Here is an 18,593-nt window from a genome sequence, read left to right as displayed (position 1 = left end):
ATTCAAATTTAATCACAGCAAATCTTAAAAGAAAAAAAAGTAAGGTTAAAATTATGATGTAGGCAGATCAACACGAACACCATTTTTCCAATAACATGGCTTATAATTTACAGGAATGTCTCCTGTTGAACCTGTTACATAAACATCTTCACCGTTAATAAAAATTCCTGAAGCTTGAGCATTATCTTCTAATTCGTGAAGAACGCCGTTTTTCCAATAACAAGCAGTATGACCAGTACTGTTTGATTGATGTTTATTAATTAATCCAACAGCATAGATATCATTGTTCGATTGTGTAATTTGCAGAACTTCACCATAACGTTCATCCAATACAACAAGTTCTTTATTTTTCCAATAGACCGGAAAACCACAATTACCACCTATATAAACTGTGTTTGCACTACCTTGAAAAATTGTTGTTACTTCTTTAAATATTCCTTTGCTCGGCAACGGTAGTTCTTCTGGAGCAGATACACCATTCCAATAAAAAGGTTTACCTATAGCTAATGAGCTTCCTCCGAAATTTCCAGAAACCTTTCCATACATTCCTGCAAACAATGGTTTATCATTATACATTGTCATAGTCCGTAGGACCCCCACACTATCACTATTCATCTTTACCTTCACATTGTTCTTATAATAATACATAACGGTATCTAACAGGAAGCTACCTTGGTCCATCTGATAGGATTCCTTTGCTCCTGACTTATTTTTATATTCAAAATTTATTCTTGATTTATCATCAATAGCTTTACGATAAAAAGTTCCATTCGGAATATTTTTAATAAATGTAGTCGCATCTATCTTTAGACCATCTAACCAATAGACTGTACTAACTTCACCAACAAAGGATCGATAGCCACTAATTGCAACGTGGCCATCAGTCGCGATAATGGATAGACCATTACTTAAGAGCTCCTGTTTGACATCCGATTTTTTACAAGAAAAAAATAGAAATATAATTGAAAATATAGCTAAAAGGCGACTAGGATATATGCGACTCATCATCAATGGAATTTATGTTTACTAAAATTGATTAGTTGTATTGTCAAAGTTAAAAAAAATATAAAGATCAAGCATATATTAATAGTACTTTTTACAGGCTAAATATAGTTGTCGTTTGGTTAGATGAAATGAGTTAAGGATAAGAAATTGTTGAAATAATATAGATTAGATCAATTTATTCTCTGTTGCAACCCTTACTAATTCGATCATATTTTTTGCCTGAAATTTTTTCAGGAGATTTCTTCGGTGAGTTTCTACAGTAATGATGGAAATGAATAACTTCTCAGCTATTTCTGCTGATGTTAGTCCGTCAGCTACAGATTTTAGAATCTGCTGTTCTCTCTTTGTCAGTCGTGGTATTTCGAAAGTATTGAGGGAAGGCCTTAACATAATCTGCTGTACTTCTTTACTTAAAGCAATCTCACCGCCCAATGCTTTTTCGATGCACGCAACGATTTCTTCTGAATCAGCATTTTTTAAGATATAACCATTACCACCATTTTCTAAAAACCGGAAAATAATACTGCGCTCAGCCTGATTGCTTATACCAAGCACAATGGAATGTGGTGATTTTTGTTTAATATTTTTACAAAAATCCAATCCATTACCATCACTTAAAATAATATCCAATAATACAATATCGACTGTATTTTCCTGAATAAAATCCAATATAGCGGCACCTTTTGTAAATGAAAACACTTGAAATTTATGTTCATTTTGAAGTAAAGATCTTAGTCCCTCCACAATCATCGGGTGATCATCAACTATTGCCAGATTTAACGTATTTTTACTAGACATAACATTCGACATTTATTGTAGTCCCTTCCCCTTTTGCAGAAGTAATATCTACCGTTCCATTAATCAATTGTACACGGTTTTCAATGTTCTTTAATCCTAATCCTTTTGTAATTTGATTTTTATCAAATCCAACGCCATCGTCTTCAATGGTAAGATTCAAAAGATTGTCATTCTGACTGATCTGAACAATTACATTATTTGCCTGTGCATACTTGATGACATTGCTTATACTTTCTTGGGTAATGCGATAAAGAGCAAGCTGAGTTTCAAAAGGAATATTTTCCGATAAATCAAAAGCTTCGAATTGAATGCGTAATTTTTTATAACTCATGGATTCACAAAGCTCTGATAATGCAGTTTCAAGACCTAGATTTTTTAAGGTCTCAGGCATCAAATTTCTAGAAATACGACGCATTTCCGAAATAGACCTATCTAGCTTTTGGACGATATCATTTGTTTCATTAATATTTCCTATCCCATCCTTTGAAATGGACATTCTGATGTTGGCCAGCATTCCTCCCATACTATCATGTAGATCCTGGGCAATACGCTGACGTTCCTGCTCTTCTCCTTGTAAAAGAGCGTGTGTTGCATCATATTTCCTTTTGTTCTCAATACGTAACAACTGTTGCTGATGACTCAAACTGATTTGTTCATTCAATTTCCTCTGTTTCGAATAATTGAGATAGGCTAAGAATGCAATAACCAAACTCAAACCAAGCGCAATGCCCAATAATATAGTACGCAGATTCTTATTTCTAGCTAAGAGTTCATTTTCCTTTTTTTCCTGTTCTAAACGATTTATGGTTTGTTGCTTTACTGAAGTTTGATGTGAGATTTCCAACGCGTTCATTTTCTCCAGTAATTTTTTTTGTTGCAGGCTATCGCTTAATGCGCTTGACTTTTTTAACCATTGATAAGCTTGTTTATAGTCGCCCATTAATTCATTAACCGTAGCCAATTGGGTTATTATTATCTTACGATTGATACCTTCTTTTGTCAAGATATCCTCATCTAAAATCCCCTCCATTAAGGCTTTAGCTTTCGTATAATCTTTTTGCATCAGATAAACATTATACATCCTAAATTTTAACATCTGCAACATCTTTCCTTGCCTTTTTATTTTTGCCAATGGAATACCCTTACTTAGATTTTCCAAAGCTGGAGTAAATTCCAGTTTTGTTGTATGATACATGGCTACCTGATAATAATAATTAGCCGCATGCTGTGTATTGGGATATTTTTTAATAAGTGCTGTTGCCTTGTCCAGATAGATTTTTGCAGTTTTGCTGTCAGGTTTATAACAGTAATTACTAACAAGATTGAGATAAGTAATAAGATGAGCTGTATTTTGTTCAGGTATACTAAGGAGTTGCTCCAATGCCTTTTTTTGATATTCTTCAGCAGTATTAAGCTGTCCAACAGACATAAAAGTTAAGCCTAATTGGGTATAGCAATAAGCTAAAAGTTCTGTATTTCCACTTTTTTCACTCAAGGGTATACATTTCTCAGTCAAAGTCTTGACTAAAAAATCATAACCTTTTTCCTCCATTTGCATGTATGCGTAGTTATACCAAGATTTGATCAAGGTACCTTTATTCTTTGATTCTTTTTCAAGTATAGATATCGCATCATTGTACAATTGTTTAGCCTTAGTTTTATCACCTTGACTTGTTTCATACACTGCCTGGTAATAACTTAAAAGTCCGGAGCTTAAAATATTTTTATTCTTAGCGTGTAATACTGCATCCAATGCCTGCTTGCTTTTTAAAGCGTCTGTTGGCGCCCAATATTCTGAAAGCAGTAAATAATTGTAGAGGCGTGTACTATCGCTATTACCACGATTGATCTGATCATTAATTTGCTTTACATAAGCCTCTTCATCCAACGGGATAAGCTGTTGTGCTTTCGCATAATATGCAAAAATAAAAATCGAAAATATGATTGATAAAAAATATCGCTTTAACATGGGTTTAGTAATTAAATGACAAATATCTGCATAAAAAGAGTTGATCTTTTATTTGCAAAAAAAATCATGGTAAACCATTAGAAATTAAATCATGGTTTAAGATGATTGTTCAAATAACCCAATCTATGGAAATTTGCTATCACAAAATAAATAAAATTAGTAATTATGAAAAAAGTAAATGTAAAAATAGCACTTTTAGGGATTTTGTCAGCGCTGACATTTAGCATGTTGACGATAGGCTGTAGCAAGGATGATGATAATACAATACCAGAACAAAAGGGAAGTCACTATAAAATCACAGTAACCCTTAACAATGTAAATGCTGACCAGGATTTTGTTTCGATTGCTGTGGCAGGAGGAAATCCAGGCGGAAAAACAGATGTCTGGAAAGTTAATGGTGTCGTGAAAACAGGTGAATCGGCTATTGGATTAGGCGATACTGATTTCACTGGTCCTACTAAAACATACGTTATTGAAACGACAGAACCGATTCGCGCATTTTCGGGCGGTGTACAAATAATCAATTATGGCGCACCTTTATCTGTAGACTATAAAATAGAAGTAGATGGTAAAGTTAAAGTTACTGAAAATCCTACACTAACAGGAGATGGTGCGAACTTAACGAAACAATATTCGTTCTAAGATTCTTACCTATTTATATTATTTATAATAGATTTTATTTAAAATCTCGTGATATAACAAGAAAAGCCTCTATCGAGGCTTTTCTTGTTTATTGATTAATACAATAGCAAACAGAATCAATATAATTCCACCCCACTGTATTGTATGAACTGACTCATTTAATATAATTACTGCCGATAATATCGATACAGGAATCTCCAAGCTGGCAAAGATATTACCAAGTGAAATTCCAACTTGCGGAATACCTTTAGTGAAAAGAAGTGGAGGCAGAATAGTTCCAAAAATCCCAATCATAATTCCCCAATATAAACTGACCGCACTCATTTGTTCGACAATATGAATATTCCAGAATAAAACAACTAAGATTAATCCACCAAGAACAAGATACTTACTTCGTAAATGACTGGGTACATCTAAAGCTACGGAACTTGAAGCAAAGAGTGACAAAGTGTATGAGGCTCCGGCTCCTAATCCCAATAGAAGACCTTTTACGCTGATATTAAGTTCAGTTTCAAAAATATTTGTCGCAAGCACTGTACCAATTAAAACAATGATTACACCGATTATTTTAGCTGTAGTGGGTCGTTTTTTATGGACAACAATCTCCACAATGAGACTAATCCAGATAGACTGCATGAGAAGAATAATTCCTACGGATACAGGAATATACTGAATCGAAAGGTAGTATAATGTGGTTGTGAGTCCAAGTGATGTTCCCCAAAATACCAATCTTGACTTTGATCTGAAAGATACAATAACCTTCTTCTCCCCTCTTCTTTTTTTCCAGATCAGGTCGAGGAATAATAGAAATATAAATCCAATAAAAAATTGCCAAAATGTTAGGGCACTTGTCCCTATACCTAAACCATTCGCATATTTAACGATAGTCGCCAATAATCCGTAGCTAATGGCGCCTGCAAGTACATAAATAACTGCTTTAAAGTTTTTCATAGTAAAAGTAGTTATTAAATAAAGCCAATTGATTGGAAAGCGATCTGCTCCAGTAAGCGGTATCGTGACGACCATTTGATTCCTGGTAAATATGATCTACATTTGCCTTTATCAGCTGATTATGAAAGTCACGATTCATACCGATCATCTGCTCGTCCTGAATACCGCAGTCCAAAATATAAAACTGATCTGCAGTTTGCATTTTTGCGAACTTACTGGATGTCAGAAATGCTCGATCTAACTGTTCGTATTGACCTAATACTTGATCAACTTGGTATCCATGATAAGCTTCTCCAAATCGAGTAAAATCCAATGCTCCACATGAACTGCCTACTAATGAGAATGATTTTGAGTAGGTAACACCAATATTTATAGCGCCATAGCCTCCCATACTCCAACCGAGAATCCCTCTACTTTCTCTATGAGCAAAGACTGGATAATGTGCGTCTACATAGTTTACTAATTCATCTCCAATAAAAGTTTGATATTGTGATCCTATGTCGACGGGACTATCGACATACCAGCTGTTAAAATTAGCATCAGGTAAAATATAAATAGTTTGGTAAAGTTCCGACTTTGCGACAAGATCTGGAATATCTTGCTGATGAGTTCTTTCGGAATTGCCACTATAACCGTGCAAAATATAAACAGATTTATAGCTTTTCCCCGCTATTATATGAGGTGTGATAATGACCACTGGAATTTTCTTGTTCATTTTCGCACTATAAACATGTTCATGGACTATGTGTTGTCCAAAAACAGGAAGTATTAATGTAAAAATAAAGCACATCATTGCAATTTTTTTCATCTTCTTATTGTTTTAATTCAAGACAAAAGTCAAGTTTCAAAAGATGAAAAACGTTTACATATGTTGAAGGATTAAAAATTTAATTCTTTTCGTATTCGACTGAGTTGTGTTGGCGTAATGCCAAGATAGGAGGCAATATGATGTTGCTTAAGTCTTTTAAACAATTTCTGATTTTCATAAAGCTTGATATAACGTATTTTTGCTGTATCCCATTTCAGGTCGATTTCCAAAGGCTCTTTTTTTACAACCCAATTTTTCTCTAAATAATGAATATGAAACAATGCAAGATCGTGATATTTGATCAGCAATTCACGAAAAACTTGAGCAGGATACATAATTACTTCACAATCTTCAAGCGCTATGATGTGGAATAAACTTGGCTTATGTTCAATAATTGCGGCTGTGGAAGCCACAAAGCTATTCTCTTCAAAGAAAAGTTTGAAAATTGTATTACCACTCTCATTAATAGTATAGTAACCCAGCAATCCTTTACGAACATAATAATAATAACGTGCCATATCTCCCGCTCTTAAAATTAAATCATTCTTTTTAAAAGAGTGTATTTTGCAGATTGCCTTCAGAGCATCTGCTGTTTCTTCAGATAGTGAATAATAGGAATTTATCTGTTTCAAAAAATCATCCATGTCGAGTTGAATTACTATCCGCTAAATTAGGTAATGAAAATTAATATTAGACTATATTCTGCATGCCTTAATAATAATCACTTGGCATAAATTACCACCAGCTTCCCGAAATATTTAGTTATTTTCGCTAAAGCGCTATTGATAAAACATCAGCTTTAAAAGAATATATTTTAAAAGTGTTTTAAGGAATTTTGAAATGTTGCTAATACATGATAACAAACAGTAAAAATAAAAGAATAACCTACGTTGGTTTAGTAGCCATCACGATAATATTTGGTTTGGTTTCTAGAAGAATTGATTTTGTTCCTGCAATAACAGGCGACATACTATACGCCATAATGGTATATTGGTTCTGTCGTTTTCTGTTTTTTGCTCGTCCATTCTTAATTTCATTTATACTAGCTCTTGTTTTCTGTTTTTCCATCGAATGCATGCAATTAATACAAACTCCCTTCTTTATTTATGTTAGAAACAACCCAGTTCTTCGTCTTGTTTTTGGACAAGGTTTTCTCTGGTCAGATCTATTCGGTTATTTCGCCGGTGCGGGTATTGCCTATCTATTGGACAGAACTCTTAGAAACACTACTTATAAAGAAAAGCCAACATTAGAATAGTACGATAATAGCTGTCATAGATAGATATTTATTTATAATAAAAAAGAAAATTATGATTAAAGGATTATTTGAAACTCATATTGAAGTGAGTAATTTGGAAAATGCAATCACATTTTATTCTAAAAAAATGAATTTGGAATTAGCCTACATTGACCAACCTCGTCGAATTGCATTCTTATGGCTGACTGCCGAAAAAAAAGCGATGTTAGGTCTATGGGAAAAAGGTGCACCGATACAAAAAAGACACTTCGCATTTCAATGCGATGTCGAGTTTGTCCGTGACAATGCAGTATCTTGGTTAAAAAAAAATGATCTAAAACCTTACAATTTCTTGAAAGACGATTCGAAAAAACCTATGGTTTTTGCATGGATGCCAGCTCTTGCAATCTATTTTGATGATCCTGATGGCAATAGTTTGGAATTTATCAGTATGCTGGATGGAAAAGGGCAACCTGAGCAAGGTGTACTAAGCTATGCTGATTGGTTAAAAGTAGTGGAAAAGCATTAAAAACAAATAACTTCATATTTAATAGCATTCCTATTTATTGATATTTTCACATCATATGATCACCCAATTAACTTTTAAAAAATATACTGCAGCAGACTTTCCGGATTATTATAATCTTGTTAAAGAAGATGACCTGATGCAATACATTACCGGAAAGGGTCTCTCTGAAACAGATGCACGGAAAAGATTTGCATTTATATTAGATTTAGGCCAACAGCATCATTCTCTTGGCTATTTTCAAGTAATAGACTCATCTAGTGGTCAAATAATTGGAGATTGTAAATTGGTCTTTTACAAAAAAGATTCGCATATTTTTGAAATCGGTTATTTAGTACGAAAAGAGCATTGGCAAAAAGGTCTAGGAACTAAAATTTGTAAATATTTGTTATCATTAGCGCCGACAATCGATAAAAAAAACGATATAATTGCTATCATTCACCCACAAAATATTGCTTCAAGGAAATTGCTCGAAAAGTTTGGCTTTAAAACCTACTTTGAAGGAAAAGAAGATGGTGCTACAATTGAAAAGCTGATGCTAAACAAATAAAGCAAGATTAAACTGCAATTTTTATTTTTTAATCGAATTAAATAGTCTCATTAACCATATGGAATTATTAATACTTTAATAAGTAAAAACATATAAATCAATACGAACTTTAAAACGAAGGGCATGTATAAGCTGATTTATATAATAATCTTCTTTTAATAATAAAGTATTCTAGTTACTTTTGAAGCATAAATGAAAAAAAGCATAGGTATAATTTTTCTGATGATCTACATGTTTACAACTACGCAACTCGTGGAGGTCATTAAATTGCCTATTCTCGTCGAACATTTTGCTTCTTATAAAGGTAATTTTGTTGATTTCATTGTGCATCATTATGGTGGTCATGAAAAAGATGAAGACTGGGAAACAGATATGAAATTGCCTTTTATGCAATCTTCAGATATTATGTTTGCAGCTTCTGTCATTCCTGACTTGATTGCCTCTGAAAATGTTCTTTTTTCATCGGAGTATACCATCACTCCTATTCGCAGATTTGCACCGCATCTCTGCTCCAACTACCTATCAGAAATATTCCAGCCTCCCCGTTTTTGTTAATTGATTAATATATTATGTTTTGCTGTTCACAACTGTTGAACGGTAATTTTCTATATACCAAATCTTTTAACAATTTATCATGCTAAATAAAATCATTGAGTTTTCCGTACGGAATAAACTCATCATTGCCCTGTTTACATTAGGGCTACTGGTTTTGGGTATCTTTGAACTGCGTAAGCTACCTATCGATGCTCAACCAGATATAACAAACAATCAAGTACAAGTCATTACTGTTGCCCCTTCGTATGGTGCTGCTGATATCGAACGACTGGTAACTTTCCCAATCGAACAATCAACCAGTAATATCAGCGGAATAACAGAAATAAGAAGTTTCTCTAGGTTTGGGCTTTCACTGGTAACGATCGTTTTTAACGATGATACCGATGTATACTGGGCTAGACAACAGGTTTCTGAACGACTGAGCTCTGTCAAGGAAATGATTCCGGATGGTATTGGAACACCTGAATTAGGTCCTATCTCAACTGGATTAGGAGAAATATTTCAATATGTAGTCAAACCAAAACCAGGTTACGAGAACAAATATACCGCTACTGAATTGCGTACTATACAAGACTGGACTATTCGCAGACAATTATTGGGAACCAAAGGTGTTGCCGAAGTCAGTAGTTTTGGAGGTAAACTGAAACAATATGAAATTGCTTTAGATCCTAGTCGCTTAAAATCCTTAAAACTTTCTATTCAGGATGTTTTTGATGCCTTGGATAAGAATAATCAAAATACGGGTGGAGCATACATTGAGAAAAAAGAAACCGTTCTATTTATACGTAGCGAAGGTCTCATTGAAGACGAAAAGGATATTGAAAGAATTGCGGTTTCAAAAACAAAAGACAATACTCCCATCTTATTAAAAGATGTTGCTACAATTCGTATCGGTCATGCGATACGTTATGGTGCAATGACCTTCAACGATCAAGGAGAAGTGTCTGGAGCAATTATCTTAATGCTTAAAGGTGAAAATGCTAATGAAGTCGTTAAAAATATTAAAACAAGACTATCTGAAATTGAAAAATCACTGCCTGAAGGAATTGAAATAGAGCCTTTCTTGGATCGAGCCAAAATGGTTACCAATACCATCAGTACAGTTAAAACTAATCTGGTTGAAGGGGCATTAATAGTCGTCTTTATCTTAGTGATATTTCTGGGCAATATACGAGCTGGATTATTAGTGGCATCTGTAATTCCCCTTTCCATGCTATTTGCCATCATCATGATGAATCTATTTGGTGTTGGCGGAAACTTGATGAGCTTGGGAGCGCTAGATTTTGGCCTTATTGTAGATGGTGCTGTTATTATTGTGGAAGCAGTGCTGCATCAATTAATACACAATAAACGTTTGCCAGGTTCTATGTTACGCCAAAATGAAATGGACCTTCAAGTTACAAGCTCTTCGTCTAAAATGGTAAATAGCGCTGTTTTTGGTCAGATAATCATTTTAATAGTTTATCTCCCCATATTTTCACTGGAAGGTATAGAAGGTAAAATGTTTAAACCAATGGCACAAACAGTAGCATTTGCTTTGGTTGGAGCTTTTATTCTATCGTTAACTTATATCCCTATGATGACTTCACTGGTGATCAGCAAGAAGAAGCCGACATCGAAAAACTTCTCGGATAGAGTAATGGAAAAACTAGAGTTAGGCCATCAAAAATTGCTCATTAAAGCGTTAAAATGGAATAAGCTTATCATTGCGGTTGTATTATTATTATTCACCTCGGCGGTCTTTATGCTAACACGCATGGGAGGAGAATTTGTCCCTTCTTTGGAAGAAGGAGATTTTGCAGTAGAAATGCGTATTCTTCAAGGAAGCAGTATCGATAAAACCGTAGAAGTAACAACAAAAGCAGCCCATATTCTTAAAACTAAATTTCCTGAAATAGAAAAAATAGTAACAAAAATTGGTAGTGCTGAGATCCCTACAGAACCTATGCCGATGGATGCTGGCGATATGATCATTGTTTTAAAGCCCAAAAAGTTGTGGACATCTGCTACATCATTTCCCGAATTGTCCGCGAAAATGAGTGCCGAATTAAAACAAATACCTGGCTTAACAACTGGATTTCAATTTCCTGTACAGATGCGCTTTAACGAATTGATGACTGGAGCAAGACAGGATGTCGTTTGTAAAATATTTGGAGAAGACTTAGATTCACTGGCTCGTTACGCGAATGCACTTGGAGCTATTATAAATAAAGTCGAAGGTGCGCAAGATCTATATATTGAACCTGTAGTTGGTGCTCCTCAGGTTGTTGTCGCGTATGACCGCGATGCACTTGCTCGATATGGAATTCAAATCGAAACTGCCAACCGTATTTTAAATGCCTCATTTGCAGGTCAGCAAGCTGGTTTGATCTACGAAGGAGAGAAACGTTTTGATATGGTGGTAAAACTTAGGGATGATAAACGACAAAATTTAGAAGATATTCGAAATTTATTGATTCCAACAGGAACGGATCAACAAATCCCGTTACATCAATTAGCAAATGTCGAACTCAAAAGTAGCCCAAATCAGATACAAAGAGAAGACACGAAGCGACGAATTATCGTGGGATTCAATATCAGAGGTAGAGATGTACAGACAATAGTGGAAGAACTGCAGACAAAGGTCGGGCAGGAAATGAAAATGGAGACTGGTTATACCATTGCATATGGTGGAACATTTGAAAATCTCAATAAAGCTAAAGCCAAACTAGGGGTAGCAGTTCCGGTTTCTTTACTCTTGATCTTCCTTTTATTATACTTTGCATTTCGATCATTTAAACAAAGTTTATTGATCTACACAGCGATACCACTATCTGCCATTGGCGGTATTTATTTCTTAGTACTACGTGGAATGCCGTTTAGTATCAGTGCGGGAGTAGGATTTATTGCTCTCTTTGGTGTGGCTGTTTTGAACGGAATCGTATTGATTGCCGAGTTTAACCGTCTGAAACAAAATGGAATACAAAACAACACCCGTATCGTGATGATGGGTTCACGTGTTAGACTAAGACCAGTACTCATGACGGCTTTTGTAGCATCGCTGGGTTTTCTGCCAATGGCACTTAGCAGCGGAGCTGGAGCTGAAGTTCAGCGACCATTAGCAACAGTAGTGATTGGAGGTTTATTATTAGCAACAGCCTTAACACTCTTTGTTTTACCAATTTTATATGTACTTATCGACCGCGTAAAAATTCCAAAAATGAAACGGAAATATACCATCATCCTATTCCTGCTATTGCCATACGGATACGCTAATTCACAAAATAGCATCAACCTGGAGGATGCTATTAAAATGGCAACGAGCAATAATTTGGAAATAAGACAACAGGAATTAGAGCTTGATTATCGCTCTAAAATGAAAAATACTGCTTTAGATATCCCGCAAATAGAGATTTCGACCGAGTGGGGACAGCTTCAAAGTTCAAAAATGGACAATAAAGTTGGACTTATACAGCGATTTGACTTCCCTACTGTCTATAGCCGTAAAAAACACGTGTTAGATGCATCCTATAAACAACAAGAAAGTTATCAACTTTGGACCAAAGCCTTGGTGAATAAATCTGTTAAAGAACTTTACTATGCCATATTACTCTTACAAGAAAAAGATGCCATCTTGGTCTATTCAGATAGTTTATATGAGAGCTTTGTAGATAAAGCAAATTTAAAATTTCAATTAGGTGATGCCAATATTATGGAGACCACTGTTGCAGATCTGCAACGAGAGCAGATCACTTTGCAACGTAAAGAATTAAAGATGGAATTAGAACGAGTAATTTTACAATTTCAGTTTATTTTACAAACAAAAGACCCTGTTCTCCCTCAGAAAGAATCTATTAAATTTCAACTGCAACAAGATCAACAATCGACGCTGGAGCAGCATCCTGAATTACAAGTTTTAGCACAACAAATAGAAACGAAGCAGGCTGAAACAAAATTAGAGTCTAGTAAATTACTCCCAACCCTCAATGCAGGCTGGTACAACCAGTCCATGAAAGAAATAAGTGGCAACCGATTTAACGTCGTTCAGTTAGGCATTGGGCTACCTATATTCACAAAAGGTCAGAGAAACTTAGTAAAAGCTGCTAAAGTACAAGAGATCGTAGCTCAAGGAAATTTTGAGCTAAAACTAAAAGAGAATAGCAATAAGAAAAAACAATGGCAACAACAATTTGCCAGCAGACAAGAAGTAGTGCAACGTTTTGAACAAAATCAATTGAATAAAGCGACAGCATTATTGAATACAGCGATGCAACAATATAATGCTGGAGAAATCAACTATTTAGATTGGGTAATCCTCATAAATCAATCTTTAGGAATTAAAAGTCAATACTTAAATGCGATAGAAAAGTTGAACGAAAGCACTATTGAATTGGATTATCTATCTATTAATTAAGCAAAATAATGAAAATTAAAAATTATATTACAACGAGCCTTATACTTGTATCAATTGGGTTAATTTCATTCTCCTGTTCAAATGGAGAAGCGAAAGAAGAAAATAAAATCCCAAAACCAGTAGAAAATATTAGTACAGAAATAGTAAAGCTAACACCAGATCAAGAACAGAACTTATCCATTTCCCTCTCTTCAATATCAGAGCAGATAATGGATAAGACTATAAAACTAAATGGAAAAATGATCGTATCACCCAATTTTCTCCATAGCATCTCCAGCTTATATGGTGGTCATATAAAAAACATCCAAGCTATGCCTGGTATGTCATTTAAAAAAGGTCAAATATTAGCAACATTAGAAGATCCTCAATTTATACAGTTGCAAGAGGATTATTTAAGTAATGTAGCCTTGTTACAGACTGCCAAACTTAACTATCAAAGACAATTGGAATTAAATAAGACCAAAGTTGCCAGTGATAAAATTTTTGAAGCAGCAGCTTTAGAATATAAAAAACTAAATATATCCAATAAGTCCTTAGCAGAAAAAATAAAACTAATCGGTATCAATCCCAATATCTTACAAGTCGAGCAAATAAAAAGTCAAATTAATATCGTGGCTCCTTTCAATGGACGAGTTCGTGAAGTCCTAGTAAATAAAGGTCAATATGTTTCTTCAACAGATAAATTATTTGAATTGCTAGATCCAAATGGTTTATTAGCAAATTTTAAAGTATTTGAAAGTGATCTTACTCATATTCAGATAGGACAACAAATAAGAATAAGCACCAATGCTTCACCGAATAAACAATATGAAGCAAAAGTAATTACGATAAATCCACAAGTATCTGAGGACGGATCTACTGATATTTTAGCAAGCATAAAAGGTTTGGATTCGGAGCTTATTTCTGGCCTATTCATCAACGGAATGATTAGCATTCAAAAACAGCCAACTCAAGTTCTACCTAGTTCCTGTGTCGTTTCTTTTGAAAATGAAGAATACCTTTGGGAAAAATTAGAAAAAGGGCAATTTAAACTGATCCCCGTAAAAATAGGAACACAATATAACAATTTCACAGAAGTTAGTTCTTCTGTAGATCTTCAAGGAAAATCGTTTGTCGAAAAAGGAGCGTACGATCTATTGATGGCACTAAAGAATAAGGCAGAAGAATAGTTAAAGAAAAACAATCTTCGAAAGTGTAAAAACAATTAAAAAAGGAGTAGAAAACAAAAATTTTCTACTCCTTTTTTACGATGATTTTTCGTTAAACATTTCTAATACAAAACATTTACCATTATAAACAGCTGATTATTTTTTTAGATGCATAAATGATCTATCGTTGTTAGTAACGAACGGTATCAGAAGCTAGAAATGGTAACTGATAAGATCCTGTGTCGATCAGAACTTGTTTTGATATCTTCCTCAAATTTTCAACACTTACTAATGTCGCTTTTGTCTGATAGGCATAGATCTGTTTCAATTTGGGCATTTTGTTGAGCTTTTCTAATCCTTTGTCTGTAACAGGTACTGCAAATAAATTAATGTAGGATAAAGTTGGATGTCCATTAAGATGTGCAAGTCCTAAATCTGTAATTTTTGTGTTTTCTAAATGCAACTTCATCAAATTAGGGAATTCCGACATCATTTTAAGCCCTTGATCAGTTATAGCGGTATTTCCTAATTTCAACTGTACAATGTTATCTTTAATCTTTAAAAGATCTTTTAAATCTTGATCCTTAAATTCAGGATAGTTAATTGCGTTGATGGTTACATATTCATTAGTACTTGCAATAGGCAAAACCTTAATTCCTTTTGCTTGTAACTGCTGTACAAAATCAGCTGGTAGCTTTTTTGCCTCCGGTAATTCTTCAAATGGAGAAGTAGGTTCACTACCTTTTTCCAATTTCCCTAGAATCTCTTTAATTTCCGCTGTCTGCGCCAAGTCACTCGATTTTTTACCAAAATCAGCACCTTCTTTTACCCACCATCCGATCAACTTAATTTGTTCTGCAGTAATTGGCTTACGTCCTTTTGGAGGCATTCTTTTCTTATGCCCCTCTGGCAATATCAATCGCGCATATAATTCACTTTTTTCTAAATTATTTCCAACAAGTACTGTACCGCCATCACCACCTTTCAATAAATGTGCTTGATCGTGAAGAGCAAAACCACCTTCTTGCTTTTTCTCGCCGTGACAACTTTGACACCGCTGTTTAAGAATGGGCTGAATAATTCCTGAATATACCTGCGCTTGCTGCACATTAGTCAGTAAAACAGGTTCTTCCGATGCTTCCTCTATCCCTACAGCTGTTTTAATCGCTGTAGGAAGTGCGTCCTTAAAATATCCCTTCCCATGTGTCAAAGTACCTCCAAAGTGACCGGTAACACCGATCAGAATAAACATCAAAAACAATATTGCAACACGCTTAGATTTAAACTTTTCTATGAATGAATTTCGAACACCGTCCTTATATAAAAAATATAAAAAAAAACTAATAGCAGCAACTGCAAGTCCTAACCATTGATGAAAATTTAAAGTATCTTGCTCGTAACCACCTTGTAAAGACAACAGATACCCTGTAAAACAAGCGAGTATAGCAGCCACACTACCAAACAATAAGGATAATGATATCGCTGGACCTATATTCTTATAACTTTCCTTTCTTGAAAAAAGTGCCAATACACAGGCAACAACTAACATTCCAATAGGAAAATGTACCAAAACGGGGTGCCATCTTCCTGTAAAATTCATTAACTCTTCAAAAAACAACATCATGATTTATAGCGTGCCTTTAAAAGATTTAACATAAAGACATTGATACTCCATTGATCAGCTACAGGCTGTTGTGTATAAGGTAAAGTCGGCAAATATCCAGCGGGGCCAAATTCAGTTGTTATGGTTAGAACTTTTGCGTTACTTTCTTTGTGAATACGTACAATTTCATCCCACCAGGCCAAATGCTGATCCAAAATAGATTTCCATTCTGGGGCTGCAGGATCGTTAACCTGTGGTCCTTGCGGATGGCCAACACGAGCGTGTATATGTCCTGTTTTTAAAAGCGCCAATTGAACGGCTTCTTTCTGATCTGATAACATAGACTCATGAACATTACACCAATGTGATATATCTAATGTTAAACGCAAATGCGGAATCTCTTCTAAATATTTTTTTGTAATATGTGCGGCAAAGCTAAATCGGCCGCGGTGTGTTTCATGTCTAACTGGGATACCCGTTTTTTTAGAAATGGCTTCTGCTGCATCAATCAAAGCTTTATTTTGTTCAAACGTATAATACTCTTTTCCAGTATGACAATTAATATAATCTGGTTTTTGTTGCGCGGCATCCTCAACATTTTTTATAAAAGAAGCAAGATACTGATCAAAATTGGCACCGCCACCTCCACTTAATAAACCCAAAGAAAGGTTATGTTTTTTTAAAGCATTAAACATAGCTGTACGCTCTTCCCCTGCCGCTGGAAGCCAGGTCTCTAAACCATCAAATCCAGCCTGACTTACTCGAGCACAGTAGCTGTCCCATGACTCTGACATACCCCAATTGGTACAATAGAACTTTATTTTTAAATTATTATTCACTTGAGCTTGATTTGGTAGAGCCCATAAAATAAAAAGCATAATGCTGTATATATATTTCATTCCAATTATTTATTAAACAACTGCACTAATCAGGTTACCTTCAACATCCGTTAAACGGAATGGTCGGCCCTGAAATTCATAAGTAAATTTTTCATGATCGAAACCGAGCAAATGAAGCATTGTCGCATGTACATCATGAACGGACGATCTTCCGCTTACACCCGTAAACCCGATTTCATCAGTCTCTCCATAGGTCACCCCTTTCTTGACACCGCCTCCTGCCATCCAGATCGTATAGGCATCAGTATGATGATCACGTCCTAAAAAGGGCATATCGCTGTTATCTCTATTTTCCTGCATTGGAGTTCGTCCAAATTCTCCTCCCCACACTACAAGCGTTTCGTCCAGCAATCCACGTTGCTTAAGATCCATAATCAATGCGGTCATAGGTCTGTCAATTTCCCTACATTTATTACGGAAACCATAATCGATAGAATCGGAGGCATTAGTTCCATGGCTATCCCATCCCCAATCAAACAACTGTACATAACGGACTCCTTGTTCAACCAGTTTTCGTGCTAATAAACAATTATTCGCAAAAGACTCTTTACCCGGTTCTGTACCATATAATTCATGAATATGCGCCGGTTCTTGACTGATGTCCATAACCTCTGGAACCGCGACCTGCATTTTGTAAGCCATCTCATATTGGGCTATTCGAGATAATGTTTCAGGATCCTTATAGGTATTATATTCGTCCTTGTTGACTTCATTAATCGCATCGATAGCATGTCTCTTTAAGTCTCTGCTCATTCCCTCTGGATCGGCAAGATATAGAACAGGATCTCCTTTCGAACGGCATTGCACACCCTGATATACTGAAGGTAAGAATCCAGATCCCCAAACACTTTTTCCAGCATCAGGAGTCTTTCCACCGGAAGTCAATACCACAAAACCTGGTAAATTACTATTTTCAGATCCTAAACCATAAGTTACCCAAGATCCAATACTAGGCCTACCCAATCTTGCACTACCCGTTTGCATAAACATTTGTGCAGGACCATGATTAAACTGATCTGTATGTACAGCCTTTAAAAAGCTGACATCGTCCACAACTTTACTGAAATGTGGTAAATGATCAGATACCCAAGCTCCACTTTGTCCATACTGTTTGAAAGTCGCTTGAGGCCCTAACATTTTAGGAGTACCTCTAATAAATGCAAAAGTTTTACCTGCTAATAGTGACTCAGGACAGGGTTGATTATGTAATGTCTGCAACACTGGCTTATAGTCAAAAAGTTCCAATTGTGAAGGAGCTCCTGCCATATGCAAGTAAATAACACTTTTTGCTTTTCCAGGAAAATGAGGTGATTTTGGTACAAGTGGATTCAATGCATTTAAATCTATAGCTCCAGATCCACTGGAGTTCCCTCCACAACTTGCCAAAAAACTTGCTAATGCTATGCTTCCAACACCTGCTACGCAATCCTTCAAAAAATGTCTACGCGTTACCGCCTGCAATTTCTGCTGTTGCAATTCACGAAATAATTTATCGAGATCTTTCATGTT

General features: G+C 35.3%; 16 protein-coding genes. 7 read left to right on the top strand and 9 right to left on the bottom strand.

Translation table 11 applies throughout. The features are described from left to right. Positions 1-51: 51 nt before the first annotated feature. The 3 genes from EDF66_RS09950 to EDF66_RS09940 form a co-directional block, all read right to left on the bottom strand. Positions 52-1,008: a hypothetical protein gene (locus tag EDF66_RS09950; protein WP_132842345.1), complete on the bottom strand. Its 957-nt coding sequence runs from the start codon at positions 1,006-1,008 to the stop codon at positions 52-54. A 162-nt stretch (positions 1,009-1,170) separates the two neighbouring features. Further along, positions 1,171-1,803, bottom strand: a complete 633-nt coding sequence (locus EDF66_RS09945) for a response regulator (protein ID WP_132842343.1) — start codon at positions 1,801-1,803, stop codon at positions 1,171-1,173. Further along, positions 1,796-3,772, bottom strand: coding sequence for a sensor histidine kinase (locus tag EDF66_RS09940; protein WP_132842341.1), 1,977 nt, complete (start codon positions 3,770-3,772; stop codon positions 1,796-1,798). Before EDF66_RS09940 ends, EDF66_RS09945 begins: the two co-directional genes overlap by 8 nt. A 165-nt stretch (positions 3,773-3,937) precedes the next feature. Between EDF66_RS09940 and EDF66_RS09935 the strand changes: the two genes are divergently transcribed. After that, positions 3,938-4,414 carry a hypothetical protein gene (locus EDF66_RS09935; protein WP_132842339.1) on the top strand — a complete coding sequence of 159 codons (477 nt, stop codon included), beginning with the start codon at positions 3,938-3,940 and terminating at the stop codon, positions 4,412-4,414. A 69-nt stretch (positions 4,415-4,483) separates the two neighbouring features. Here the strand turns inward: EDF66_RS09935 and EDF66_RS09930 are convergent, their stop codons facing one another. The 3 genes from EDF66_RS09930 to EDF66_RS09920 all read right to left on the bottom strand — a co-directional run bounded on the left by EDF66_RS09930 (position 4,484) and on the right by EDF66_RS09920 (position 6,817). Further along, positions 4,484-5,365 (bottom strand): DMT family transporter, encoded by an 882-nt coding sequence (locus EDF66_RS09930; protein WP_132842337.1) that lies wholly within the window; start codon positions 5,363-5,365, stop codon positions 4,484-4,486. Further along, positions 5,352-6,173, bottom strand: coding sequence for an alpha/beta hydrolase (locus EDF66_RS09925; protein WP_132842335.1), 822 nt, complete (start codon positions 6,171-6,173; stop codon positions 5,352-5,354). Before EDF66_RS09925 ends, EDF66_RS09930 begins: the two co-directional genes overlap by 14 nt. A gap of 71 nt (positions 6,174-6,244) precedes the next feature. Beyond that, positions 6,245-6,817, bottom strand: coding sequence for a Crp/Fnr family transcriptional regulator (locus EDF66_RS09920; protein ID WP_132842333.1), 573 nt, complete (start codon positions 6,815-6,817; stop codon positions 6,245-6,247). 209 nt (positions 6,818-7,026) lie between these two features. Between EDF66_RS09920 and EDF66_RS09915 the strand changes: the two genes are divergently transcribed. The 6 genes from EDF66_RS09915 to EDF66_RS09890 all read left to right on the top strand — a co-directional run bounded on the left by EDF66_RS09915 (position 7,027) and on the right by EDF66_RS09890 (position 14,603). Next, complete coding sequence (locus tag EDF66_RS09915) at positions 7,027-7,431, top strand: DUF2809 domain-containing protein (RefSeq protein ID WP_132842332.1); 405 nt, start codon at positions 7,027-7,029, stop codon at positions 7,429-7,431. 52 nt (positions 7,432-7,483) lie between these two features. Next, complete coding sequence (locus tag EDF66_RS09910) at positions 7,484-7,939, top strand: VOC family protein (RefSeq protein ID WP_132842330.1); 456 nt, start codon at positions 7,484-7,486, stop codon at positions 7,937-7,939. Positions 7,940-7,994: 55 nt separating this feature from the next. Then, entirely contained in the window at positions 7,995-8,486 is a 492-nt protein-coding gene (locus tag EDF66_RS09905) for a GNAT family N-acetyltransferase (RefSeq protein WP_132842328.1), read from the top strand. A gap of 192 nt (positions 8,487-8,678) precedes the next feature. Beyond that, on the top strand, positions 8,679-9,041 hold the full coding sequence (locus EDF66_RS09900; protein WP_132842326.1) for a hypothetical protein: 363 nt from the start codon (positions 8,679-8,681) through the stop codon (positions 9,039-9,041). Positions 9,042-9,120: 79 nt separating this feature from the next. Beyond that, entirely contained in the window at positions 9,121-13,434 is a 4,314-nt protein-coding gene (locus EDF66_RS09895) for a CusA/CzcA family heavy metal efflux RND transporter (RefSeq protein WP_132842324.1), read from the top strand. An 8-nt stretch (positions 13,435-13,442) separates the two neighbouring features. After that, the gene (locus EDF66_RS09890; protein ID WP_021189116.1) at positions 13,443-14,603 is read left to right on the top strand and encodes an efflux RND transporter periplasmic adaptor subunit; all 1,161 of its coding nucleotides are present in this window, start codon (positions 13,443-13,445) and stop codon (positions 14,601-14,603) included. 169 nt (positions 14,604-14,772) lie between these two features. On the opposite strand, the gene EDF66_RS09885 is transcribed toward EDF66_RS09890, so the two are convergent. The 3 genes from EDF66_RS09885 to EDF66_RS09875 are packed head-to-tail and all read right to left on the bottom strand — an operon-like array spanning position 14,773 to position 18,590. Beyond that, on the bottom strand, positions 14,773-16,206 hold the full coding sequence (locus EDF66_RS09885) for a c-type cytochrome domain-containing protein (protein ID WP_243656026.1): 1,434 nt from the start codon (positions 16,204-16,206) through the stop codon (positions 14,773-14,775). Continuing rightward, positions 16,203-17,084 carry a sugar phosphate isomerase/epimerase family protein gene (locus EDF66_RS09880; protein WP_132842322.1) on the bottom strand — a complete coding sequence of 294 codons (882 nt, stop codon included), beginning with the start codon at positions 17,082-17,084 and terminating at the stop codon, positions 16,203-16,205. The genes EDF66_RS09885 and EDF66_RS09880 overlap by 4 nt, the downstream gene beginning before the upstream one ends. A 12-nt stretch (positions 17,085-17,096) precedes the next feature. Further along, entirely contained in the window at positions 17,097-18,590 is a 1,494-nt protein-coding gene (locus EDF66_RS09875; RefSeq protein WP_132773005.1) for a DUF1501 domain-containing protein, read from the bottom strand. Between the last annotated feature and the right edge of the window lie 3 nt (positions 18,591-18,593).

Origin of the sequence: Sphingobacterium sp. JUb20 (assembly GCF_004342035.1) — a bacterium.
GTDB classification, from domain to species: domain Bacteria; phylum Bacteroidota; class Bacteroidia; order Sphingobacteriales; family Sphingobacteriaceae; genus Sphingobacterium; species Sphingobacterium anhuiense.
The sequence above is the reverse complement of the archived record's forward strand: the minus strand, read 5'-3'. Positions and strand labels throughout refer to the sequence as shown.